The following is a 22,219-nucleotide window of genomic DNA, read 5'->3' as shown; positions in this document are numbered from 1 at the left end:
GGGCTTTCGCATCGATGGACACCGAACGCGACGACCCTACAACCCTCGGTAATCGTCAGGTCAAGGAACCCGAAAAGATCTACCTTGCCGAGTCGATGATCATGCCGGCTCCGACGGTGCCGTTGGTCGCCTCGTCGACCAGGATGAATCCGCCGGTCAGCCGGTTGCGCGCGTAGTCGTCGACGAACAGCGGCTGGGTGACCCGCAGCGAGACGCGGCCGATCTCGTTGAGCGCGAGCGCGGTCGCCTCCTCGTCGCGGTGCAGCGTGTTGACGTCGAGCCGGTAGTGCAGGTCGCGCACCAGCGCCCTGGCGGTCCTGGTGGTGTGCTTGATGGTCAGCTTGGAGCGCGGCGTCAGCTTCACCCCGTCGGCCATCCAGCAGACCATCGCCTCCAGCTCCTGCGCCGACTGCGGCTGGTTGTTGGGCCTGGCGATCATGTCGCCGCGCGAGATGTCGAGGTCGTCCTCGAAGCGCAGCGTCACCGACATGGGCGGGAACGCCTCCTCGACCGGCCCGTCGAAGGTGTCGATCGAGGCGATGCGGGTGGTCAGGCCCGACGGCAGGTGCACGACCTCGTCGCCCGGCTTGAGCACGCCGCCCGCCACCTGGCCCGCGTAGCCGCGGTAGTCGTGGAAGGCGGGGTCGGTGGCGCGCTGCGGCCTGATGACGTATTGCACGGGGAAGCGCACGTCGGTCAGGTTGCGGTCGGAGGCGATGTGCACGTTCTCCAGGTGGTGCAGCAGCGACGTGCCGAGGTACCAGGGCATGTTCTCCGACCTCGACACGACGTTGTCGCCGTTGAGCGCCGAGATCGGGATGAACGTCAGGTCGGTGACGTTGAGCTTGGAGGCGAACGCGGTGAACTCTTCGCGGATCTCCTCGAAGCGCTCCTGGGAGTAGTCGACGAGGTCCATCTTGTTGACCGCGAGCACGAGGTGCGGCACCCGCAGCAGCGAGGTCAGGAACGCGTGCCGCCGCGACTGCTCCAGCACGCCCTTGCGCGCGTCGATGAGGATGATGGCGAGGTCGGCGGTGGAGGCGCCGGTCACCATGTTGCGGGTGTATTGGATGTGCCCCGGCGTGTCGGCGATGATGAACTTCCTGCGCGGGGTCGCGAAATACCGGTACGCCACGTCGATCGTGATGCCCTGCTCCCGCTCGGCCCGCAGGCCGTCGGTCAGCAGCGACAGATCGGTGTATTCGGTGCCCCGGTCGCGCGAGGTCCGCTCGACCGCCTCGAGCTGGTCCTCGAAGATCGCCTTGGAGTCGTACAGCAGGCGCCCGATGAGGGTGGACTTGCCGTCATCGACGCTTCCTGCGGTGGCAAAGCGCAGAATGTCCATCAGAAGTAGCCCTCTCGCTTGCGGTCCTCCATGGCGGCCTCGGACGAGCGGTCGTCGGCCCTGGTGGCCCCCCGCTCGGTGATCCTGGTGGCCGCGATCTCCTCGATGATCGCCTCGACCGTCGTGGCCTTGGACTGCACGGCGCCCGTGCAGGTCATGTCGCCCACGGTGCGGTAGCGCACCACCGCCTCGAACAGCGGCTCGTCCTCGCCGCGCGGCACCACCTCGGCGTCGGGCAGCAGCATGCCGTCGCGCTCGAACACCTTGCGGGTGTGGGCGAAGTAGATGGACGGGATCTCGATGCCCTCGCGCCTGATGTAGTCCCAGATGTCGAGCTCGGTCCAGTTGGACAGCGGGAAGACCCGGATGTGCTCGCCCTTGCGGATGCGGGAGTTGTAGAGGTTCCACAGCTCGGGCCGCTGGTTCTTCGGGTCCCACTGGCCGAAGTCGTCGCGGAAGGAGAACACCCGCTCCTTGGCCCGCGCCTTCTCCTCGTCGCGCCTGGCGCCGCCGAAGACCGCGTCGAACTCGTGCTCCTCGATCGCGTCGAGCAGCGTCGTGGTCTGCAGCCGGTTGCGCGAGGCGCGCCGGCCGGTGTCCTCGACGACGCGACCCTGGTCGATGGAGTCCTGGACGCTGGCGACGATCAGCCGGGCGCCCAGCTCGGCCGAGCGCCGGTCGCGGAACTCGATGACCTCGTCGAAGTTGTGCCCGGTGTCGACGTGCATGAGCGGGAACGGGATCGGCGCGGGCCAGAACGCCTTCTCCGCGATGCGGAGCATGACGATCGAGTCTTTACCCCCGGAGAAGAGCAGACACGGACGCTCGAACTCGGCGGCCACCTCGCGCATGATGTGGATGGCCTCGGCCTCGAGCACGTCGAGCTGCGACGTCGTGTAGTCGCGCTGCAGCATGGAAGCTTCCTCCGGCGGGTCAGCGGTGCAGGTCGCGGATGCCGGCGAGCAGGGATGCCGCCAGCTCTGGTAGGGAAACCAGGATATCCGGTAGGGACGGGTCGGCTTGGTTGTAGGTCAGCTCGGAGCCGTCGATGCGGCTGGCGTGGGCCCCCGCGGCCAGCGCGACGGCGACCGGCGCGGCGGAGTCCCACTCGTATTGGCCGCCGGCGTGGACGTACGCCTCGACCTCGCCGGTCAGCACCGCGGAGATCTTGGCCCCGGCCGAGCCGATCGGCACCAGGTCGGCGCCGACGAGGTAGGCCAGCTTCTGGACGAACTCGGGCGGCCTGCTGCGGCTCACCGCGATGCGGAAGCGGCCCTTGTCGTAGGTGGGCAGCTTCGGCGGGTCGGCGGTCGTCAGCGTACGGCCCTGGGACGGCAGCGCCACGGCGCCGGCGCTGAGCCGCCCGCGCTCCCACAGCGCCACGTGGACCGCCCAGTCGGCGCGCCCCTCGCCTTCGGGGGTCTGCTCGGAGAACTCGCGGGTGCCGTCGAGGGGATCGACGATCCACACCCGGTCGGCGCTCAGCCTGCGCGGGTCGAGCCGCTCCTCGCGGGTGGCCTCCTCCGACAGCACGCTGTCGGACGGCCGCAGCCGGGCCAGGCACTCCATGAGATGGAGGTGGGAGGACCTGTCGCCCTCGGCGCGCAGCGCGGCGGGGTCGGAATAGCCCACCCGCTCGCGCACCCGCAGCAGCCGCTCTCCTGCCTCGGTCGCCAGGTCTGCGGCGAGGGCGTGGTCGTCGCGAATCGTCATCAATATGCTCCTTGCCCGCGGGCGACGGCCGACCAAGTCTTCCACAGGATCTGGAGGTCCAACATGAGGGACCAGTTCTCCACATAGCGCAGGTCGAGACGGACAGATTCCTCCCACGATAGGTCAGATCTGCCACTGACCTGCCACAGCCCGGTCAACCCAGGGCGTACGAGGAGTCGTCTGCGCACGTCGTCACCGTAGCGCGCCACCTCTTCAGGCAGCGGCGGCCGTGGGCCGACGAGCGACATGTGTCCGAACACGACGTTGACGAGCTGAGGCAGCTCGTCGAGTGAGTGGCGGCGCATGAACGCGCCCAGCGGCGTGACCCGCGGGTCGTTCCTGAGCTTGAACAGCACGCCGTCGCGGTCGCTGACGAGAGTGACCTTCTGCTGCTCGGAACCGCGCCGCATCGTACGGAACTTCACGATCGTGAACAGCCTCCCGTCCCTGCCCACCCGGGTCTGCCGGAACAGCGCCGGGCCCGGGCTCGTCGCGCGTACGGCCACCGCCAGCCCGGCCAGCAGCGGCGCGAGCAGCACCAGCAGCGCGAGCGCCACCAGGCGGTCGAAGACGTTCTTGACCAGCTGCCGCGCACCGGCCAGCTCGGGATGCTCGACGTGCAGCAACGGCATCCCGGCGACCGGCCTGATCATGGTACGCGGGCCCGCGACGTCCATCAGCGCCGGGGCCACCACCAGCTCGGTGAGCGTGCGCTCCAGCCGCCAGGCCAGCCGGCGCAGCGCCTGCCCGTCCATCTCGGGGCAGGCCAGCACGGCCACGGTGTCGGCGTCGTGCTGCTCGACCGCGAGCGGCACGTCGCTGAGGTCGCCGGCCACGGCCACGTCGGCGACGCGCTGCCCGTGGTGCCCGCCGGGCAGGCAGGCGGCGACGACCTGCATGCCGTGGTGGCGCTCCCTGCGGAAGAGGCGGACCAGCTCGGCGACGGAGGCGGCGTGGCCGACGGCGACCACGCGGCGCGTGCACGCGCCGGCCGCCCTGCGCCGGTGCAGGTTGCGGCGCAGCGCGTAGCGTGCGGCGAGGGTGAGCAGGGTGACCAGGGGCAAGGCCAGCACGACGTAGCCGCGGGCGACGTCGGTCTTGGTGACGTAGGAGCCGATGGCGGTGGCGGCGGTCAGCGCCACGCCGGCCTGGACGACCCGGCGGAACTCCTCGGGGCCGTCGCCGAGCATGCGCGGCTCGTACGCCCGGTTGAGCGCCACGGCCCCGCACCACACGACCGGCAGTGCGAGCGAGACCAGGAGATAGGGAAGGACGTAGGGGGTGGGCCCGCCGAACCTGACGGCGAACGCGACCCCGGCTCCGAGGCCGGCGCCGCACAAATCGCCCAGCACCGCCCACAACCGATATGTACGCACCCAGGAGCGCGTGCGCGGTGCTGCCTTCCCCCAGCAGCCCCCATGGCCGGTCCTCACAGCCATGAGCCCCTCACCGCGCACGCGTGCCTCCAGGTGACCACTCCTGAACGGACAGTGACCGATCGTAGCCGCGCTACGTCCCCGGAACCGGCGAACGAAGCAATGAGACGATCAGCGAGGAGGGCCGGAAATGTGGAGATCAGCCCGGTGGAAGTCGTTCTGGGTGGCGTCGAGGCCGCGGGTCATCAGCGACTCGACCACGTCGGCGGCCCGGTCGACCAGGAACGGCAGGTCCTTGCGCTCCATGGTGGCGAAGTCTCTGAGCACGAAGGAGGCCGGGTCCATGCGGCCGGGCGGGCGCCCGATGCCGAAGCGCACCCGCAGGTAGTCGCGGGTGCCGAGGACCTTGGTGATGGACTTGAGCCCGTTGTGGCCGTTGTCGCCGCCGCCCAGCTTGGCGCGCAGCGCGCCGTAGGGCACGTCGAGCTCGTCGTGCACGACGATCAGCCGCTCAGGGCCGATCTTGTAGAAGTCGCAGAGCGCCTTGACGGGCCCGCCGGACAGATTCATGTACGTCAGGGGCTTGGCCAGCACCGCGGCGCGCGTCTCGCACACCTCGGCCCGGCTCTTGTGCGCCTTGAACCGCCCGCCCGCCCTGGCGGCCAGCTCGTCGAGCACCATGAAGCCCGCGTTGTGCCGGTTGCCCGCGTATTCGGGCCCCGGATTGCCCAGTCCGGCGATCAGCCAGCGATCCATGAGAGTCCCCTCACAGCGGAACGGGACGGCTCGAGTCCGGCCGCCCCGTTCACGAATGAACCCGTCGCTACTCGGCGGCGGGAGCCTCCGCGGCCTCGCCCTCGGCGGCCTCGCCCTCGCCCTCGCCCTCGGCGGCGGCCTCGACCGGCTTGTTGATGACCTGCAGCACGACGGCCTCGGGGTCGGCGGCGAGCGTGCTGCCCTGCGGGAGCTGCAGCTGCCCGGCGGTGACGACGGTGCCGATCTCCAGGCCCTCGACGTCGACCTCGACGCCGGTGGGGATGTGGGTGGCCTCGGCCTCCACGGCGATGGAGACGAGCTGCTGGTCGAGCAGGCCGTCGGAGTGCACGTCGCCGACCGTGGTGACCGGGATCTCGACCGTGACCTTCTCGCCGCGGCGGACCAGGAGCAGGTCGACGTGCTCGACGAAGCCCTTGATCGGGTCGCGCTGGACGCCCTTGGGCAGCGCCAGCTCGTCGACGCCGTCACCCTGGAGGCGGATCAGCACGTTGGGCGTGCGCAGCGCGAGCAGCACCTCGTGGCCGGGCAGGGTGAGGTGCTTGGGGTCGATGCCGTGCCCGTAGAGAACGGCGGGCACCTTGTCGGCGCGGCGGATCTTGCGAGCGGCGCCCTTGCCGAAGGTGGTGCGCTCTTCGGCGGCGATACGTACTTCAGACACGACATCTCCTAGGGATGTGAGTGTGGACGGCTGGTCGCGCGCTCTCCCTCACCCGCCCTAGCGGAAGGCGTTACGAGCGCAACCTGTTCAGTCTAAGGGGCTCAGCTGTCTCCCTCGAACAGACTCGTGACCGAGCCGTCCTGGAAGATCTCGGTGATGGCGCGCGCGATCAGCGGCGCGATCGACAGCACGGTGAGCTTGTCGAAGCGGCTCTCCTGCGACAGGGGCAGCGTGTTGGTGACGATGACCTCGGAGATGCGGGAGTTCTTCAGCCGGTCGACGGCCGGGTCGGAGAAGACCGCGTGGGTGGCCGCCACGATGACGTTGGTGGCGCCCTGCTCGTAGAGGGCGTCGGCGGCCTTGCAGATGGTGCCGGCGGTGTCGATCATGTCGTCGATGAGCACGCAGGTGCGCCCGCGCACCTTGCCGACGACCTCGTTGACCTTGACCGAGTTGGCGACGTCGAGGTCGCGCCGCTTGTGGATGAACGCCAGCGGCGTGCCGAGGGTGTCGGCCCAGCGCTCCGACAGGCGCACGCGGCCGGTGTCGGGCGAGACGACGGTGGTGTTGGCGAGGTCGAGCTTGTTCTTGAGGTAGCTCTCCAGCACCGGCATGGCGAACAGGTGGTCGACGGGGCCGTCGAAGAAGCCCTGGATCTGCGAGGTGTGCAGGTCGATCGACATGAGCCGGTCGGCGCCCGCGGTCTTGAACAGGTCGGCCATCAGCCTGGCCGTGATCGGCTCGCGGCCGCGGCCCTTCTTGTCCTGCCTGGCGTAGCCGAAGAACGGCATGACCACGGTGATGCGCTTGGCGGATGCCCGCTTGAGCGCGTCGACCATGATGAGCTGTTCCATGATCCACTTGTTGATGGGCCCGGTGTGGCTCTGGATGACGAAGGCGTCACATCCGCGTACGGACTCCAGATAGCGGGCGTAGATCTCGCCGTTGGCGAAGTCGATGAGTTTGGTGGGGGTGAGGGAGACTCCGACATGCTCGGCGACCTCCTCGGCCAGCTCCGGGTGTGCCCGCCCGGAGAAGAGCATGAGGTTCTTCTCCCCGGGCTGCTTGATGCTGGTCACTTGCTGTTCTCCTGCTCTCGCTCGGTCAGCGCCCGCTGGGCGGCCGCGGCCGACTTCGTGCCCGCGCGCCTGCGCAAGACCCATTTCTCGATGTTGCGCTGCCGCGCTCGTGCAACGCCGATGGCACCGGGGGGTACGTCGTCGACGATGGTCGAGCCGGCGGCGGTGTAGGCGCCGTCGTGGACCGTCACCGGAGCGACGAGCATGGTGTCACAGCCGACGAATGCGCCGTCGCCCACTGTGGTGTGGTTCTTCTCCACTCCGTCGTAGTTGACGAAGACGGTGGAGGCGCCGATGTTGACGTCGTCGCCGATGGTGGCGTCGCCCGCGTAGGACAGGTGCGGGACCTTGGAGCGTTCGCCGACCTTGGTGTTCTTCATCTCCACGAAGGTGCCCGCCTTGGATTTGTGCCCGAGCACGGTGCCGGGGCGCAGGTAGGCGTAGGGGCCGACGTTGGCCTCCGGGCCGATCTCGGCGTGGTCGCAGACGGCGTTGCGCACCACCGCGCCCGCGCCGACGACGGTGGAGGTGAGCGTGGTGGCGGGCCCGACCTCGGCGCCGGCGCCGATGACGGTCTCGCCGTGGAGCTGGGTGCCGGGGTGGACGACGGCGTCGGCCTCGATGCGGACGCCGACGTCGACCCAGGTGCTGTCGGGGTCGATGATCGTGACGCCGGCGCGCATGTGCGCGTCGAGCAGGCGCCGGTTGAGGATCTTGCGGGCGGCGGCGAGCTGCACGCGGTCGTTGACGCCCTCGACCTCGACGTGGTCGGCGGCGACGCACGCGCCTACGCGGTGGCCGTCGCGGCGCAGGATGGACAGGACGTCGGTGAGGTATTCCTCGCCCTGGGCGTTGTCGGTGGAGACGCGCTTGACGGCGTCGGCCAGCAGCAGGCCGTCGAAGGCGTAGATGCCGGAGTTCATCTCCTTGATCGCGCGCTGCTCGGGCGAGGCGTCCTTCTCCTCGACGATCTCCAGCACGGCGCCGCCGTCGTCGCGGATGATCCGGCCGTAGCCGGTCGGGTCGGGCACCTCAGCGGTCAGCACGGTGACCGCGTTGCCCTCGGCGGCGTGCCGGTCGAGCAGCCCCGCCAGGGTCTCGGTGCGCAGCAGGGGCACGTCGCCGTAGGTGACGAGGACGGTGCCGGAGATCGTGCCGACCTCTTCGAGCACCGTGCGTACGGCGTGGCCGGTGCCGCGCTGCTCACGCTGGACGACGGCGAGCGCGTCGGGGCTGGTGGCGGACAGATGGCCGCCGACCCGTTCGAGCGCGTGGCCGATGACCACGATGAGCCGCTCAGGGCCGAGGTCGCGGGCGGCGCCGAGCATGTGGTCGACCAGCGCGCGGCCGCACAGCTCGTGCAGGACTTTCGGGGTCTGGCTCTTCATCCGGGTGCCCTCGCCGGCGGCGAGGACGATGACGGCTGCCGGGCGCGGCACACTCACGGACTGAGGCTCCCTGTGACTGGACGGATCAGGGCGTTCGGTACGTCAACCGCACCGCTGCACATTGTGCAGCTACCCCCCCGACACCGTGAGGATACCTGGCCTCCCCCCGAACTTCTCTCCGGGGGGAGCACCTCAAGGCTCCCGGAAGAGGACTCGAACCCCTACAAAGTGGACCAAAACCACTTGTCCTGCCGATTAGACGATCCGGGACAGATCGGACACGTGATGTCCGGCACTCCCCTACGATACCGACCCCACGTGCCGCCGCGCGCCCGTATTCCCCTCTCGTCCGCCCCATAACAGAGCCCCGGGAGGGGCGCAAGACACGGATCCTCCGCGACTCGTCCGGCTCCGCTTCACGTTATCGACATTACGGGCTTAGCTCTTCCGAACCTACGCTGGCGTAGGTTACGGTTGCGTAGCCCGGACATTCAATCTCATACATGTCGTTGGAGGTAGCCAATGACCGTTGTCGCCGAGCGCTCCACCCCTGCCCCCAAGCCGGAGTTCGAACCAGAACCCAAGTCAAAGTCGGAACTCGTCACCTTCGGCCTGGTGGTCGGCCTGCCTCTCGTCGCGATCGCCGCGGCCGTGCCGTTCGCATGGGGATGGGGACTCGGCTGGACGGACATCGCCATCGCCTTCGTCTTCTACGTGGTCTCCGGTCTCGGCGTCACCGTCGGCCTGCATCGCTACTTCACGCACGGCTCCTTCAAGGCCAAGCGGCCGCTGAAGATCGCGATGGGCATCGCGGGCAGCCTGTCGCTGGAGATGTCGGTGCTCGACTGGGTGGCCACCCACCGCAAGCACCACAAGTTCTCCGACAAGGAGGGCGACCCGCACTCGCCGTGGCGCTTCGGCCCCGGCTTCAAGAACATGGCCAAGGGCCTGCTCTACGCCCACATGGGCTGGCTGTTCGAGAGCGAGCGGACCAACAGGGAGAAGTACGCCCCCGACCTGTGCAAGGACGATGACGTCCTCAAGCTGCACAAGTGGTTCGGCGCCCTCGCGCTCACCTCGATCCTGCTGCCCGGCGTGCTGGGCATGCTGTTCACCTGGTCCTGGCAGGGCGGACTGACCGCGCTGTTCTGGGGCTCGCTCGTCCGCATCGGCCTGCTGCACCACGTCACCTGGTCGATCAACTCGATCTGCCACGTCTTCGGCGAGGAGGACTTCCAGGTACGCGACAAGTCGCGCAACGTGTGGTGGCTGGCCATCCCTTCCTTCGGCGAGTCCTGGCACAACCTGCACCACAGCGACCCGACCTGCGCCCGTCACGGCGCGCTCAAGGGCCAGATCGACCTGAGCGCCGGCCTCATCCGCATCTTCGAGAAGCTGGGCTGGGTGTACGACGTCCGCTGGCCGACGCCTGAGCGTCTGGCGGCGAAGCGCATTGCCTGACGATCAGCCGATGAGCGGCGGCACAGCCGTGGCCGTCATTATGGGAACCGTGACCGAACCCCGATCTCGCAGGCGCATGTCCGGTAGCGAGCGAAGAGAGCAGCTGATCCGCATCAGCCGCACCCTCTTCGCGGAGAAGGGGTTCGACGGGACCTCTATCGAAGAGATCGCAGCTACCGCACAGGTGTCGAAGCCCGTGGTGTACGAGCATTTCGGTGGCAAGGAAGGCGTCTACGCGGTCGTCGTGGACCGCGAGATGCGACAGCTCCTCGGCATGATCACCGAGGCGCTGTCGGCCGCGCACTCCCTGGTGAAGCTGGAGCGGGCCGCGCTGGCCCTGCTCCGCTACATCGAGGAGAGCAGCGAGGGTTTCCGCATCCTGGTCCGCGACTCCCACGCCGCGTCGGGCACCGGCACGTTCGCCAGCCTGATCAGTGAGATCGCGAGTCAGGTCGAGGACGTGCTGGCCGACGAGTTCGCGGCCAGGGGCTACGACCCCAAGCTGGCCCCCATGTACGCGCAGATGCTGGTCGGCATGGTGGCGCTGACCGGGCAGTGGTGGCTCGACGTGCGCAAGCCGGGTCGCGAGGAGGTCGCGGCCCACCTGGTCAACCTGGCCTGGAACGGCCTGACCGCGCTCGACCCCAACCCGTCGCTCACCGTCTCGGGGCGCGCCCTGGCGGCCAAGCCGCGCGCGGCCAGCGAGAAGGAGCTGCGCGAGCTGGAGAAGGCCCGCGAGAAGGAGCTCAAGGAGGCGGAGAAGATCCGCCAGCGGGAGCTCAAGGAGGCCGAGAAGGCCCGCGTACGCGAGCTGAAGGAGCGCGAGCGGCTGCTGAAGGAGGCGGAGAAGGCCCGCGAGCGGGAGGAGAAGATCCGTCAGCGGGAGGCGCGGCTGGCCGAGCGTGCGGCGCGGCTGGAGCAGGTAGATCATCCGGAGTGAGCCTTGAACGGCGCGGGCACTCGGGGTGACGATGGTGTGGAGCTGCACCGACCCTCTGGGGTGAGCCGTTGCGGCGACGTTAACGTGCTGTTCAACCGAACGGGGCAACATACGCCATATGTCCGCGGAACCGTTCCCGTCCGTCCATGACCTGCCCCTCCCGCAGGAGCGGTTCCTCAACCGCGAGGAGAGCTGGCTCCAGTTCAACGAGCGGGTGCTCGCACTCGCCGAGGACCCCTCGCTGCCGCTGCTCGAACGCGTCCGCTTCCTCGCGATCTTCGCGAGCAACCTCGACGAGTTCTTCCGCGTCCGGGTGGCCGGGATGAAGCGGCGGATGGCGACCGGCCTGCTGTTGCGGACCAAGAGCGGGCTCAAGCCGCAGGAAGAGCTGATCAAGATCGCCGCGGTGGCCGACGGGCTGGCCAGGCGGCACGCGGAGGCCTATCACCGGCAGATCCGCCCGCAGCTCGCCGCCGAGGGCATCGAGATCGTGCGCTGGGCGGATCTCGGGCGCGAGGAGCGTACGGAGCTGCGCAAGCTGTTCAGGGAGCGCATCAGGCCGGTGCTGACGCCGCTGGCCGTGGACCCCGCGCACCCGTTCCCCTACATCTCCGGGCTCAGCCTCAACCTCGCCGTCCTGGTGCGCAATCCGGCGACGAACCACACGGTGTTCGCCCGGGTCAAGGTGCCGTCGCAGCTGCCCAGGTTCGTCCCCGCGTCCAAAGACCGTTTCGTCCCCCTTGAAGATGTCATCGCCGCGCACCTCGGGCAGCTCTTCAAGGGCATGGAGATCCTCCAGCACCACGTCTTCCGCGTCACCAGGAACGAGGACCTCGACGTGGACGAGGACGTCACCGAGAACCTCATGCAGGCCCTGGAGAAGGAGCTGCTCAAGCGGCGCTTCGGGCCGCCCGTGCGGCTGGAGGTCGAGGAGAGCATCACGCCCGAGGTGCTGGCGCCGCTCATCGAGGAGCTGGAGCTGGCCCCGCACGAGGTCTACCGGCTGCCGGGCCCGCTCGACCTGTCGGGCCTGCACGCCATCGCCGACCTCGACCGGGGCGAGCTGTGCTACCGGCCGTTCGTGCCGGCCGAGGTGATCAACGCCGAGGACGACATCTTCGCGATCCTGCGCGAGCGCGACGTGCTGCTGCACCACCCGTACGACTCCTTCGCCACCAGCGTGCAGCGCTTCATCGAGGTCGCCGCCGAGGACCCCAGGGTGCTGGCGATCAAGCAGACCCTCTACCGCACCAGCGGCGACTCCCCCATCGTCAACGCCCTCATCGACGCCGCCGAGGCCGGCAAGCAGGTCGTGGTCGTCGTCGAGATCAAGGCCCGCTTCGACGAGCACGCCAACATCTCCTGGGCGCGCAAGCTCGAACGCGCCGGCTGCCACGTCGTCTACGGCGTGGTCGGCCTGAAGACCCACTGCAAGCTGGCCCTCGTCGTCCGCCAGGAGGCTTCGGGCGAGCTGCGCCGCTACTGCCACATCGGCACCGGCAACTACAACCCCAAGACCGCCCGCCAGTACGAGGACTTCGGCCTGCTGACCGCGGACCCGCTGGTCGGCGAGGACGTCACCGACCTGTTCATCCACCTGACCGGCTACTCCCACCACTCCGCCTACCGGCGGCTGCTGGTCGCGCCTCACTCCATGCGCAGCGGCCTGATGGCCAGGATCGAGCGGGAGATCGCCCACCAGCAGGCCGGGCGGCCCGCGCGGATCCGCATCAAGACGAACTCGATGGTGGACGAGCCGCTCATCGACGCGCTCTACCGGGCGTCCAGGGCGGGCGTGCAGGTGGACATCTGGGTACGCGGCATCTGCACCCTGCGACCCGGCATCCCCGACCTGTCGGAGAACATCAGGGTCCGCTCGGTCCTGGGGCGCTTCCTGGAGCACTCCCGCGTCTACGAGTTCGGCCTCGGCCGCCGTCCCGAGGTGTGGATCGGCAGCGCCGACATCATGCGCCGCAACCTCGACCGCCGCGTCGAGGCCCTGGTCAAGGTGACCTCGCAGCAGCACAAGGCGTACCTGATGGAGCTGATGGACCGGGCCATGGACGAGGAGACCAGCACCTGGTGGCTCAACTCCGACGGCACCTGGACCCACCACCCCGGCGCGGACCTGCAGAGCCACCTCATCGGCACGCGCCGCTGGAGGACCGTTGACGACTGACGACCTCATCAGGGCGGCGGGTGCGGTGATCCTGCGCGGCTCGTCCGAGGTGGCCGTCGTGCACCGGCCGCGCTACGCGGACTGGACGTTCCCCAAGGGCAAGCTCCATCCTGGCGAGCACGTCGTCGCCGCCGCCCTGCGCGAGGTGCGCGAGGAGACCGGGCTGACCGTCGTGCTCGGCCGGCCGCTGCCGCCCGTCCACTACCGCAGCTCCGGGCGGCTCAAGCGGGTCGACTACTGGGCGGGGCGGGTGGCCGATGACGCCGGGTCGATGCCTGATGACGAGGTCGACGAGCTGCGCTGGGTGCCGGTGGAGGAGGCGGAGAGGCTGCTGTCGTACACGTGGGATGTCGCGCTGCTGCGCTCACTCGGTGACGCGCCGCTCGACACCGTGCCGCTCGTGCTCGTCCGGCACGGTTCGGCGGGCTCGCGCGACGAGTGGGACGGTGACGACGAGGCCCGCCCGCTCGACGAGCGCGGCGCCGCACAGGCGGCGGTCCTCGCCACCGTGCTGCCCGCCTACCGGCCCAGTCGTCTCCTCAGCTCTCCCAGTGCCCGCTGCGTGCAGACGCTGCAGCCGTACGCGCGGGTCTGCGGGGCCGCGATCGAGGTCGATCCGCTGCTCAGCGAGGAGGACCAGGACCCGCGCAGGACGCCTGAGCTGGTGGCCGCGCTGTCCCCGCACGCCGTCGTGTGCAGCCACGGCAAGGTGCTGCCCGGCCTCGTCCAGGCGCTGGCCGGGCAGGACGTACGGCTGCCCAAGGGCGGCCTCGCGGTGCTGCACCGGGCCGGCGAGCGGGTCGTCGCCGTCGAGCGGCACGCGACCTGACGGTCACAGCACCTTCGCGACCGCCTTGCAGGTCTTCTTCCACACCTTGGGGAAGCCGGCGTGCGCGCGCTCGGCCGCCCCGCGTTCGATGCCGATGAGCAGGCCGTAGGTGAAGGTGTCCGCGCCTGCCTTTCGGGCGCGCGCGGCCTCCTCGGCCAGCAGCCTCTGGGCGACCACGCCGTCCTGGTAGGCGCCCAGCGCCTCCTGGACGTCCTCCGCCGGCCCGGCGAGCTCGGCCATGCCGGCGCCCAGGCACGGTATGAGGGCTTCTGCGGTGTAGCGGGCGCGTTTGGCGGCCTTACGCACGTCGTGCATGGCGATCTCGCGGCGGCCCGGGTCGTCGATGGCCTGGGCGCGGTCGTACGCGCGGGTCACCCGCTCCCAGGCGGCTCTGGCGCTTTTGAGCAGTTCCTCCTGGGCGGGCTTGTCCGCCGCCTTGCCCCACTCCGGGGCGGCGACCAGGGCGTCCAGGTCGTCGAGGAGCCGGTAGTAGCGCTCGTCGCTGAGCGCCTCCCCGATCCGCCCATACGCCTGCCGCTCGCGTTCTCGCAGGTCGTCGCCCAGTCTGGCGCGGACGGGGCCGACGACCAGCTCGGGCGCGAGGCCGTCCAGCTCCTTCGTGAACCTGGCCCTGATCACCTCCAGGTCGCGGGCCTCGCCGAGGACGTCGCCGAGGCGGCGCAGCTCGTCCTGGATCGCGCGGGTGCCGGTCACCACGGTCCTGAACGCCTTGAGCGCGCTGCGCAGCCGCCGGGCGGCCACCCGCATCTGGTGCACGGCGTCCTCCTCGGCGCGGCGCACCCGCGGGTCCTGCGCCAGCAGGGCCTGGACCTGATCGCACAGGTACGCGAGCACGACCTCGCCGGCGCTGCCCGGCTTCGTGGCGGCCGTGGGGATGGGGGCGGGTTCGAGCAGTTTCGCCAGCTTGCTGCCTGCCTGCGACGGGGTCGCGCCGGACTTGCGCAGCCGCTTGCCGACCTTGGCCAGCAGCTTCTTCGTGCCGCTTTCGAGCAGCTCTGCCTCGACCTCGCGCCAGCGCACGACCTTGGGCTCTTCCCCCAGCACGGTGCCCTTGACGCGGTCGTCGGCGATCTCCACGAGCCCGGTGCCGTCCTCGTGCAGCACGGTGACGTTCCTGCGGGTGTCGAGCTCGGCCACCGGCACCAGCTCGGCGCCGCGGGTGTAGGCGCGGACCAGCTCGGCCAGCTCGGCCGGGACCGTCTTGCGGGTCAGCGGGCGGGTGATCTCCTGGCGGACGCCCCTGGCCTGGGGCAGCTTCAGATGCCAGCCCGCGTCGGCGCCGCCGCGCCGCCGCCTCAGCGTCACGCCGCGAGCGGCCAGCCGCAGATCCGGAGTGTCGTAGTAAAGGGCAATGAGGTGCCGGCTCTCCGGGCCCGTGACCTCGGCCAGAGCGCTGAGGTCAGGGAGCTCGTACTCCGGAGAGACGTCGAACTTGTCCTCGATCTCGATGCCCACCGCACCTCGCAAAAGTCCGGTCTCGCACCATCATGCCATTTCACGGGCCGTGCGGCCGCTTCGTCACTTCTGCACCACGACGAAGATCCGCCGGAACGGGAACGGCGTCCCGTAACTCCGCGCCGGGTACGCCTCGGCGAGCAGTTTGCCCAGGTCGTGCTTGAACCGCCGCTGCTCGTCCTGGTCGAGCCGGTCCAGGATCGGGCGCAGGGCGGTGCCGGAGACCCAGTCGAGCACCGGGTTCTCGCCCTGCAGCACGTGCACGTACGTCGTCTCCCAGGCGTCCACCATCGAGCCGCCCTGGTTGAGCAGGTCGACGTATTCCAGCGGCTCGCTCACCGGCGTGCCCCGCGTGAAGCCGCCGAGCCGGTCGGACCAGGCGCGCGAGTCGCACAGCTCGCGGATGGCGACGTGGCTGGGCGCGTCGAAGTTGCCCGGCACCTGGAAGGCCAGCCAGCCGCCCGGGGCCAGCTCCTCCATCCAGTGCTCCAGCACCGCGTGGTGGTCGGGCACCCACTGCAGCAGCGCGTTGGAGACGATCACGTCCACGGGCCGGTCGGGGCGCCAGGTGGAGGCGTCGGCGACCTGGAACCTGACGTCCGACCCCAGCTTCCTGGCCTTGCCGATCATCGCAGGCGAGGAGTCGAAGCCCTCGATCGTCGCATTGGGCCAGCGACTGGCCAGCTCGACGGTGAGTTCACCGCTGCCGCAGCCCGCGTCCACGACATAATCGGGCTCGACCGCCCCCACTCTGGAGATCAGCTCGATGAACGGCCGCGACCGCTCGTCCGCGTAGACCGCGTATGTCACGGGGTCCCAGATATCTCTTGACATGAAGATAATTGATATCGAGAGATATATCTCGATGTCAAGACAGTACACTTGTGTGTCATGACGGAGGATGCTAGAGACGAGGTCGATCGCCTCGTCGCGGCGTGGCGGACGGAGCGCCCCGACCTCGACGTCGAGCCGCTCCAGGTGCTCTCAAGGGTGTCACGACTGGCCAAGCATCTCGACCGTGCCAGGCGGGCCGCGTTCGCCGAGCACGATCTGGAGCCGTGGGAGTTCGACGTGCTGACCGCGCTGCGGCGGGCCGGCAAGCCGTACGAGCTGAGCCCCGGCGCCCTGCTGCGAGCCACGTTGGTGACGTCGGGCACCATGACCAACCGCATCGACCGCCTCGCGCAGGCCGGTCTCGTACGCCGCCGCCCCGATCCCGAGGACCGGCGCGGCGTGCTCGTCTCACTGACGGAGACGGGGCTGGCGCGGGTGGACGCCGCGTTCTCCGACCTGTTGCGGCGTGAACGGGAACTCCTCTCGGGCCTCGGCCCCGCCGACCAACGCACTCTCGCCGCCCTCCTCCGCACCCTCCTCACCCCCTTCGACTCCCCCCTCTGACCCTTCGCGCACCGAGCCCCTCGGACCGGCCGCCCTTCATAATCAGATGATCGATATATATTGATCGCATGAGACAGATGCAGGAGCCGACCTTCCTCATCCTGACCGCGCTGGCCGCCGGGCCACAGCACGGATACGGCGTCATCACCGACGTGGAGCGCATCTCCGACGGCCAGGTCCGCCTGCGCGCCGGCACCCTGTACGCCGCCTTCGACCGGCTCCAGGCAGAGGGCCTGATCGCCGAGGACCGGGAGGAGATCGTGGACGGCCGGGTACGCCGCTACTACCGGCTGACCGGCGACGGCGTGACGAGGTTGGCGGCCGAGGCAGAACGGCTGCGCAGGCACGCCGCAGCGGCCACCCAACGCCTGCGCGTCATCGGCGCAGGAGGGCCGGCATGAGCCCGTTGGAAGCCCACTACCGACGGCTGCTCGCCTGCTACCCCCACGACCACCGGGCGCGGCACGAGGCGGAGATGGTGGGAGTGCTGCTGGCGGGGGCACGCCCAGGACAGACCCGTCCCGACCTGGCCGACGTGGCCGATCTGCTGCGGGGCGCGGTGCGGATGCACGCCTGGCGGGCCTTCGGGCCTGGCTCGGCGAGCGCCTGGCGCGACGGGCTGGCCGCCGCCGTGGCGCTGTGGCCGTTGCTGATGGTGGTCGCCGAGGTGGCGACAGTGTCGCTGCGGTTCGCGGAATCCCTGCGCTGGGGCACGGCCTTCCTGGCGGAACCGCGCTCGATCTGGCTCCTGACCGCACCTGCCCTGCTCGCGGCCCTGCCCGCGCTGGCCGTGCTGTCCGGCCGCCGGTGGATCGCGGTGCTCGGCGTGGTCGCGTTCGCGCTGTATCAGGCCGGCCCGCTACCGGTTCCTGAGTTGGCCCTGGACCGCCTGCTCTTCCCAAACTACGGCCTGCTTGTGCTGGCCGAGATGGTGGCGCTGGCCATCGCCTTCCTGCCGGCGACCCACCGGGCGCTCCGGATGGTCCCCTGGCGCGCCCTCCTGCTGTGGGGGGCGCTCGCCCTGGTGGGGCTCATCGTCAGCAAGGCCATCGTGCGGGCGCGCTGGGTGGACGCGATCGCCGACCACGTCCTCACGTCGTGGAAGCCGGTGCCGTGGCTGGTGGTGCTCGCGCTGGCGGCCGGGTACGCGTGCCGCTCCGCCGTGGGACGGCGAGCGGCGCTGCTGCTGTTCGTGCCCGCGGCGGCCCTGGGCGACCTCGGCGACCTGCCGTTCGTCCCCACCTCAACGGCCCTCGCACAACTCGGCTGCACAGCCCTGGCCTTCACCGCTGCGGCCTGGCTGGGCAGTTCCCGAAGGCGGGCCCCCGCCTAAGAGGCGGGCGGGGGCCCGCGTTTCTGCGTGGTCTCAGTCGCCCAGGCGGTCAGCCATATCGAGCCACTCCGCCTCCACCGCTTCCTTCTGGGCTGCGATCTCGCGGAGTTCGGCGTCGAGTGAGCCCAGCTTGGCGTAGTCGCTGGCCGCTTCCGCCATGGCGGCGTGCAGCCGCGACTCCTGGTCGCTGAGCTTGTCGAGCTGCCGTTCGAGGCGGTTGAGCTCCTTGCGGAGTTCGCGTTCCTCCTTGGCCGACAGCCCGCCCGGCGCACTCGGGGCGCTCGGCTGCGGGGCGGCCGGCTCGGGGGCCGCCGTTGGGGCGCCCAGTCCGAGGCGGGCGGTCACGGCCGTGCCGGCGGCGCGGCGTTCGAGGTATTCGTCCACCCCGCCCGGCAGCAGCGACAGCTTGCCGTCGCCCAGCAGCGCCACGCACTTGTCGGTGACCCGCTCTAGGAAGTAGCGGTCGTGGCTGACCAGGATCAGCGTGCCGGGCCAGGCGTCCAGCAGGTCTTCGAGCTCGTTGAGGGTCTCGATGTCGAGGTCGTTGGTGGGCTCGTCGAGCAGCAGCACGTTGGGGTCGTCCATCAGCAGCCGCAGCAGCTGCAGCCGCCGCCGCTCGCCGCCGGACAGGTCGCCGACCACCTTCCACTGCGCCTCGCCACGGAAGCCGAGGCGTTCGAGCAGCTGGGACGCGGTCCACTCGCGCTTGCCGACCTGGAGATATTTGCGGATCTCCTCCACCGACTCCAGCACGCGCCGCGTCGGATCGACCTCGGCCAGCTCCTGCGACAGGTGCGCGAGGCGGACGGTCTTGCCCCTGACCACCCGCCCCGAGTCGGGCTTGATCGTGTCGGCGAGCAGGCGCAGCACCGACGACTTGCCGGACCCGTTCACCCCGATCAGCCCGATCCGGTCACCCGGCCCGAACTGCCACGTCAGGTGGTCGAGCACGAGCGGGCCCGCACCGGGACCGCCGGCGTGGAGGGTGACGTCTTCGAGGTCGTAGACGGTCTTGCCGAGCCGGGCCGCCGCGAAGCGCATCAGCTCGACGGTCTCGCGCGGCGGCGGCTCGTTCGCGATCAGCGCCTGGGCGGCCTCGATGCGGAACTTCGGCTTGGACGTACGGGCAGGCGGGCCGCGCCGCAGCCAGGCGATCTCCTTGCGCATGAGGTTTTGGCGGCGCTCCTCTGCGGCCTGCGCGATGCGGGCCCGCTCGGCCTTCGCCAGGACGTACGCCGCGTATCCGCCCTCGTAGCGCTCGACCCGGCCGTCCACGACCTCCCACGTACGGGTCGAGACCGCGTCGAGGAACCACCGGTCGTGCGTCACGACCACCAGCGCGCTCTTGCGGTCGGCCAGGTGCCCGGCCAGCCACGCGATCGCCTCGATGTCGAGGTGGTTGGTGGGCTCGTCGAGCATGATCAGGTCATGGTCGTCGATGAGCAGCTTGGCCAGCGCCGTACGCCTGCGCTCGCCGCCCGACAGGTCGCCCGTCCTGGAGCCGAGGTCGAGGTCGCCGATCAGGTTGGTGAGGATCTCGCGTACGCGCTGGTCGCCCGCCCACTCGTGCTCCGCCAGCCCGCCGAGGACCGTCTCGCGCACGGTGCTCGCCGGGTCGAGGGTGTCCTGCTGCGACAGCCAGCCGACGCGCAGGCCGCGGTTGTGGGTGACGCGGCCGCTGTCGGGGCGTACGGTGCCCGCCAGCAGCGACAGCAGCGTCGTCTTGCCGCCGCCGTTGCGGCCGACGACACCGATGCGATCGCCGGCCTCGACGCCGAGCGAGACGTCGGCGAGGAGCGGCTTGGGGCCGTAGGCGTGGGAGACGGACTCGAGATTGACCAGATTCATGGCCTTCCCAGAGTATCGGCTTCCCGCCCGTCTCCTCGCTTCCTCCTCGTCCGGCCCCAACCTGGCCCTTACACACCGTTGCCATTCGGCTTCCCGGCGTTACCATCATGAGTGACCGGTGTGACCTTCCCCGGCTTCCCCCCGATCACGGAGTGCCGCATGGAGCGAACGGTTCTGGTCGCCGTCACCGAACGTCCCGATGCCGACTCGGCGCTCGCCGAGCAGCTCCGCCGTGTCTGCGCCGCGATGGACGAGCTCGGACTCCCCGTACGCTGGACCCACCGCGACCACGACGCCCTGGCGGTGATCGGATCGGACGCGTCGCTCACGGCGGTGCTGGCCTCATGGGACGCGCCCGGCGCCGAACACCTGCTGGGCGCGGTCGCCAAACGGTTCCGCGGGTTGCCCGTCTTCCTGATGGCGCAGGAGCAGGAGCTTCCGCTGTGGGTCTACGAGGTCATCCACGGCTACGTCTATCCGCTGGAGGACACCCCGCGGTTCATCGCCGGGCGCATCGCCCACGCCGCCGACCAGTACGCCGAGAAGATCCTCCCGCCCTTCTTCGGCGCGCTCCGCCGTCTGCAGGACCATCATCACTACTCCTGGCACACCCCGGCGCACGCCGGGGGCGTGGCGTTCCTCAAATCGCCTGTGGGCCGGGCATTCTTCGACTTCTACGGCGAACGGCTGCTGCGCACCGACCTGTCCATCTCGGTCACCGAACTGGGCTCGCCCCTCGACCACACCGGTCCCATCGGCGAAGCCGAGCGCAACGCCGCCCGCGTCTTCGGCGCCGACCGCACGTTCTTCGTGGTCAACGGCAACTCCACGGCCAACCGCATCGTCGGACACCACGCCATCGCCCGCGACGACACCGTCCTCGTGGACCGCAACTGCCACAAGTCGGTCCAGCACGCGCTCGCCATCAGCGGCGCCCGCCCGGTCTACCTCGTGCCCGAGCGCAACGGGCTGGGGCTGGCCGGCCCGATCCCGCCCGCCGCGCTGGCGGCGGCCGCGATCAGGGCCCAGGTGGCCGCCCATCCCCTCGCCTCCGGCGACCCGACCTACGCGGTGATCACCAACTCGACGTACGACGGTGTGTGCTACGACGCGGTGCGAGTCGGCGAGCTGCTGGGCGCCGGCGTGCCTCGCCTGCACTTCGACGAGGCGTGGTTCGCCTACGCCCGGTTCAACCCGCTCTATGCCGGCCGCTACGGCATGGCCGTCGACGAGCACACGCTGCCCGGTCCCGGCCGTCCCACCGTGTTCGCCACCCAGTCGACGCACAAACTGCTGGCGGCGCTGTCGCAGGCCGCGATGCTGCACGTCCGCTCCTCGGAGCGGGCGCCGGTCGACTACGACGCGCTCAACGAGACCTACCTCATGCACGCCTCCACGTCGCCGCTCTACCCGATGATCGCCTCGCTCGACGTCGCAGCGGCGATGATGGACGGCCCGTCGGGAGCGTTCCTCACCGGGGAAGCGATCACCGAGGCCGTCAGGTTCCGGCAGGCGATGACGCGCCTGGCCGCTCGCATCCGCGACGACGGCACGCGGCCCTGCTGGTTCTTCGGCGTGTGGCAGCCTCCCGTCGTCACCGATCCGCGCACCGGGAGCACCGTCCCGTTCGCCGACGCCGACCCGGCCCTGCTGTGCTCGGAGCCCCGATGCTGGACGCTGGAGCCGGGCGCCGGCTGGCACGGGTTCGACGGCATGTCCGAGGGCTACTGCCTGCTCGACCCGATCAAAGTGACGATCACCTGTCCGGGCGCCGATGCCGCCACCGGCACGCTCGACTGGGGCATCCCGGCCCGTGTCGTGGCCGCCTACCTGCAACGACGCGGCATCGTGGTGGAGAAGACCGGCGACCACACGTTGCTGGTGCTGTTCTCGATGGGGATCACCAAGGGCAAGTGGGGCACTCTGATCGACGCCCTCACCGACTTCAAGAACGCCTACGACGCCGGCCTCCCCCTGTCGGAGGTTCTGCCGGGCTTCGGCCCGTCCGCGATCTCACTGCGCGAGCTCTGCACCCTGGTCCACGGCAAGCTGCGCGACTGCGAGGTCGGAAAGCTCCTCGACCAGGTCTTCACCTTCCTGCCCGAGCCCGTGACCACGCCGGCCGACTGCTACCAGGCCATGATCCGGTCGCGCACCGAACGCGTCCCGCTGAGCCGCCTGCCGGGCCGGGTCGCCGCGGCCCCGGTGGTCGTCACTCCACCGGGCATCCCCATGCTGATGCCCGGCGAGGCGACCGGTCCCGCCGACGGGCCGCTGCTGACCTACCTGCGCGTCCTGGAGGACTTCGACCGGACCTTCCCCGACCTGGCCACCGACATCCACGGCGCTCATCGCGACACCGACGGCCGCTACTGGATAGAGGTCCTCAAGCACTGACCGCCCACGCGGATCAGACCAC

The 22,219-nt window shown here is 70.1% G+C and carries 19 protein-coding genes and 1 tRNA gene; 8 read left to right on the top strand and 12 right to left on the bottom strand.

What is annotated here, in order from left to right:
• Positions 1-79: 79 nt before the first annotated feature.
• The 9 genes from cysN to AB0K12_RS24140 form a co-directional block, all read right to left on the bottom strand.
• Positions 80-1,345, bottom strand: coding sequence for a sulfate adenylyltransferase subunit CysN (gene cysN / locus AB0K12_RS24180; RefSeq protein WP_364565289.1), 1,266 nt, complete (start codon positions 1,343-1,345; stop codon positions 80-82).
• Positions 1,345-2,259 (bottom strand): sulfate adenylyltransferase subunit CysD, encoded by a 915-nt coding sequence (cysD, locus tag AB0K12_RS24175; RefSeq protein ID WP_364565286.1) that lies wholly within the window; start codon positions 2,257-2,259, stop codon positions 1,345-1,347. The genes cysN and cysD overlap by 1 nt, the downstream gene beginning before the upstream one ends.
• 19 nt (positions 2,260-2,278) lie before the next feature.
• The gene (locus AB0K12_RS24170) at positions 2,279-3,058 is read right to left on the bottom strand and encodes a 3'(2'),5'-bisphosphate nucleotidase CysQ (RefSeq protein WP_364565284.1); all 780 of its coding nucleotides are present in this window, start codon (positions 3,056-3,058) and stop codon (positions 2,279-2,281) included.
• The gene (locus AB0K12_RS24165; protein WP_364565281.1) at positions 3,058-4,497 is read right to left on the bottom strand and encodes a sugar transferase; all 1,440 of its coding nucleotides are present in this window, start codon (positions 4,495-4,497) and stop codon (positions 3,058-3,060) included. The genes AB0K12_RS24170 and AB0K12_RS24165 overlap by 1 nt, the downstream gene beginning before the upstream one ends.
• Before the next feature lie 108 nt (positions 4,498-4,605).
• A complete protein-coding gene (gene pth, locus AB0K12_RS24160; RefSeq protein ID WP_364565278.1) occupies positions 4,606-5,190 on the bottom strand; it encodes an aminoacyl-tRNA hydrolase in 585 nt (194 codons plus the stop codon).
• A gap of 67 nt (positions 5,191-5,257) precedes the next feature.
• Positions 5,258-5,869, bottom strand: coding sequence for a 50S ribosomal protein L25/general stress protein Ctc (locus tag AB0K12_RS24155; RefSeq protein WP_364565275.1), 612 nt, complete (start codon positions 5,867-5,869; stop codon positions 5,258-5,260).
• A 101-nt stretch (positions 5,870-5,970) separates the two neighbouring features.
• Positions 5,971-6,948, bottom strand: a complete 978-nt coding sequence (locus AB0K12_RS24150; protein WP_364565272.1) for a ribose-phosphate diphosphokinase — start codon at positions 6,946-6,948, stop codon at positions 5,971-5,973.
• Positions 6,945-8,393: a bifunctional UDP-N-acetylglucosamine diphosphorylase/glucosamine-1-phosphate N-acetyltransferase GlmU gene (glmU, locus tag AB0K12_RS24145; protein WP_364565270.1), complete on the bottom strand. Its 1,449-nt coding sequence runs from the start codon at positions 8,391-8,393 to the stop codon at positions 6,945-6,947. The genes AB0K12_RS24150 and glmU overlap by 4 nt, the downstream gene beginning before the upstream one ends.
• A gap of 141 nt (positions 8,394-8,534) precedes the next feature.
• Positions 8,535-8,606 (bottom strand) — tRNA-Gln (locus tag AB0K12_RS24140).
• Positions 8,607-8,858: 252 nt separating this feature from the next.
• On the opposite strand from AB0K12_RS24140, the gene AB0K12_RS24135 reads away from it, so the two are divergent.
• The 4 genes from AB0K12_RS24135 (at position 8,859) to AB0K12_RS24120 (ending at position 13,745) form a co-directional block, all read left to right on the top strand.
• Positions 8,859-9,797: an acyl-CoA desaturase gene (locus AB0K12_RS24135; protein WP_364565267.1), complete on the top strand. Its 939-nt coding sequence runs from the start codon at positions 8,859-8,861 to the stop codon at positions 9,795-9,797.
• A 76-nt stretch (positions 9,798-9,873) separates the two neighbouring features.
• Positions 9,874-10,737 (top strand): TetR/AcrR family transcriptional regulator, encoded by an 864-nt coding sequence (locus AB0K12_RS24130; protein ID WP_364565264.1) that lies wholly within the window; start codon positions 9,874-9,876, stop codon positions 10,735-10,737.
• 118 nt (positions 10,738-10,855) lie between these two features.
• Positions 10,856-12,916, top strand: a complete 2,061-nt coding sequence (locus AB0K12_RS24125; protein ID WP_364565261.1) for an RNA degradosome polyphosphate kinase — start codon at positions 10,856-10,858, stop codon at positions 12,914-12,916.
• Positions 12,906-13,745 carry an NUDIX hydrolase gene (locus AB0K12_RS24120; RefSeq protein ID WP_364565258.1) on the top strand — a complete coding sequence of 280 codons (840 nt, stop codon included), beginning with the start codon at positions 12,906-12,908 and terminating at the stop codon, positions 13,743-13,745. Before AB0K12_RS24125 ends, AB0K12_RS24120 begins: the two co-directional genes overlap by 11 nt.
• A 3-nt stretch (positions 13,746-13,748) precedes the next feature.
• Here AB0K12_RS24120 and AB0K12_RS24115 read toward each other — a convergent pair whose 3' ends face one another.
• Positions 13,749-15,221 carry a CYTH and CHAD domain-containing protein gene (locus AB0K12_RS24115; RefSeq protein ID WP_364565255.1) on the bottom strand — a complete coding sequence of 491 codons (1,473 nt, stop codon included), beginning with the start codon at positions 15,219-15,221 and terminating at the stop codon, positions 13,749-13,751.
• 63 nt (positions 15,222-15,284) lie between these two features.
• Positions 15,285-16,031, bottom strand: a complete 747-nt coding sequence (locus AB0K12_RS24110; RefSeq protein WP_364565252.1) for a trans-aconitate 2-methyltransferase — start codon at positions 16,029-16,031, stop codon at positions 15,285-15,287.
• Between the two features lie 81 nt (positions 16,032-16,112).
• Here AB0K12_RS24110 and AB0K12_RS24105 point away from each other — a divergent pair, with 81 nt between their 5' ends.
• The 3 genes from AB0K12_RS24105 (at position 16,113) to AB0K12_RS24095 (ending at position 17,952) form a co-directional block, all read left to right on the top strand.
• Positions 16,113-16,619: a MarR family transcriptional regulator gene (locus AB0K12_RS24105; RefSeq protein ID WP_364371741.1), complete on the top strand. Its 507-nt coding sequence runs from the start codon at positions 16,113-16,115 to the stop codon at positions 16,617-16,619.
• 68 nt (positions 16,620-16,687) lie between these two features.
• Positions 16,688-17,020, top strand: coding sequence for a helix-turn-helix transcriptional regulator (locus tag AB0K12_RS24100; protein ID WP_364565249.1), 333 nt, complete (start codon positions 16,688-16,690; stop codon positions 17,018-17,020).
• Positions 17,017-17,952: a hypothetical protein gene (locus AB0K12_RS24095; RefSeq protein ID WP_364565246.1), complete on the top strand. Its 936-nt coding sequence runs from the start codon at positions 17,017-17,019 to the stop codon at positions 17,950-17,952. Before AB0K12_RS24100 ends, AB0K12_RS24095 begins: the two co-directional genes overlap by 4 nt.
• 33 nt (positions 17,953-17,985) lie before the next feature.
• Here AB0K12_RS24095 and AB0K12_RS24090 read toward each other — a convergent pair whose 3' ends face one another.
• A complete protein-coding gene (locus AB0K12_RS24090) occupies positions 17,986-19,800 on the bottom strand; it encodes an ABC-F family ATP-binding cassette domain-containing protein (RefSeq protein WP_364565244.1) in 1,815 nt (604 codons plus the stop codon).
• 159 nt (positions 19,801-19,959) lie between these two features.
• Between AB0K12_RS24090 and AB0K12_RS24085 the strand changes: the two genes are divergently transcribed.
• A complete protein-coding gene (locus AB0K12_RS24085; protein ID WP_364565242.1) occupies positions 19,960-22,197 on the top strand; it encodes an Orn/Lys/Arg decarboxylase N-terminal domain-containing protein in 2,238 nt (745 codons plus the stop codon).
• Positions 22,198-22,219 lie beyond the last annotated feature (22 nt).

The sequence above is a fragment of the Nonomuraea sp. NPDC049419 genome (assembly GCF_040676995.1).
GTDB lineage: Bacteria > Actinomycetota > Actinomycetes > Streptosporangiales > Streptosporangiaceae > Nonomuraea > Nonomuraea salmonea.
The sequence above is the reverse complement of the archived record's forward strand: the minus strand, read 5'-3'. Positions and strand labels throughout refer to the sequence as shown.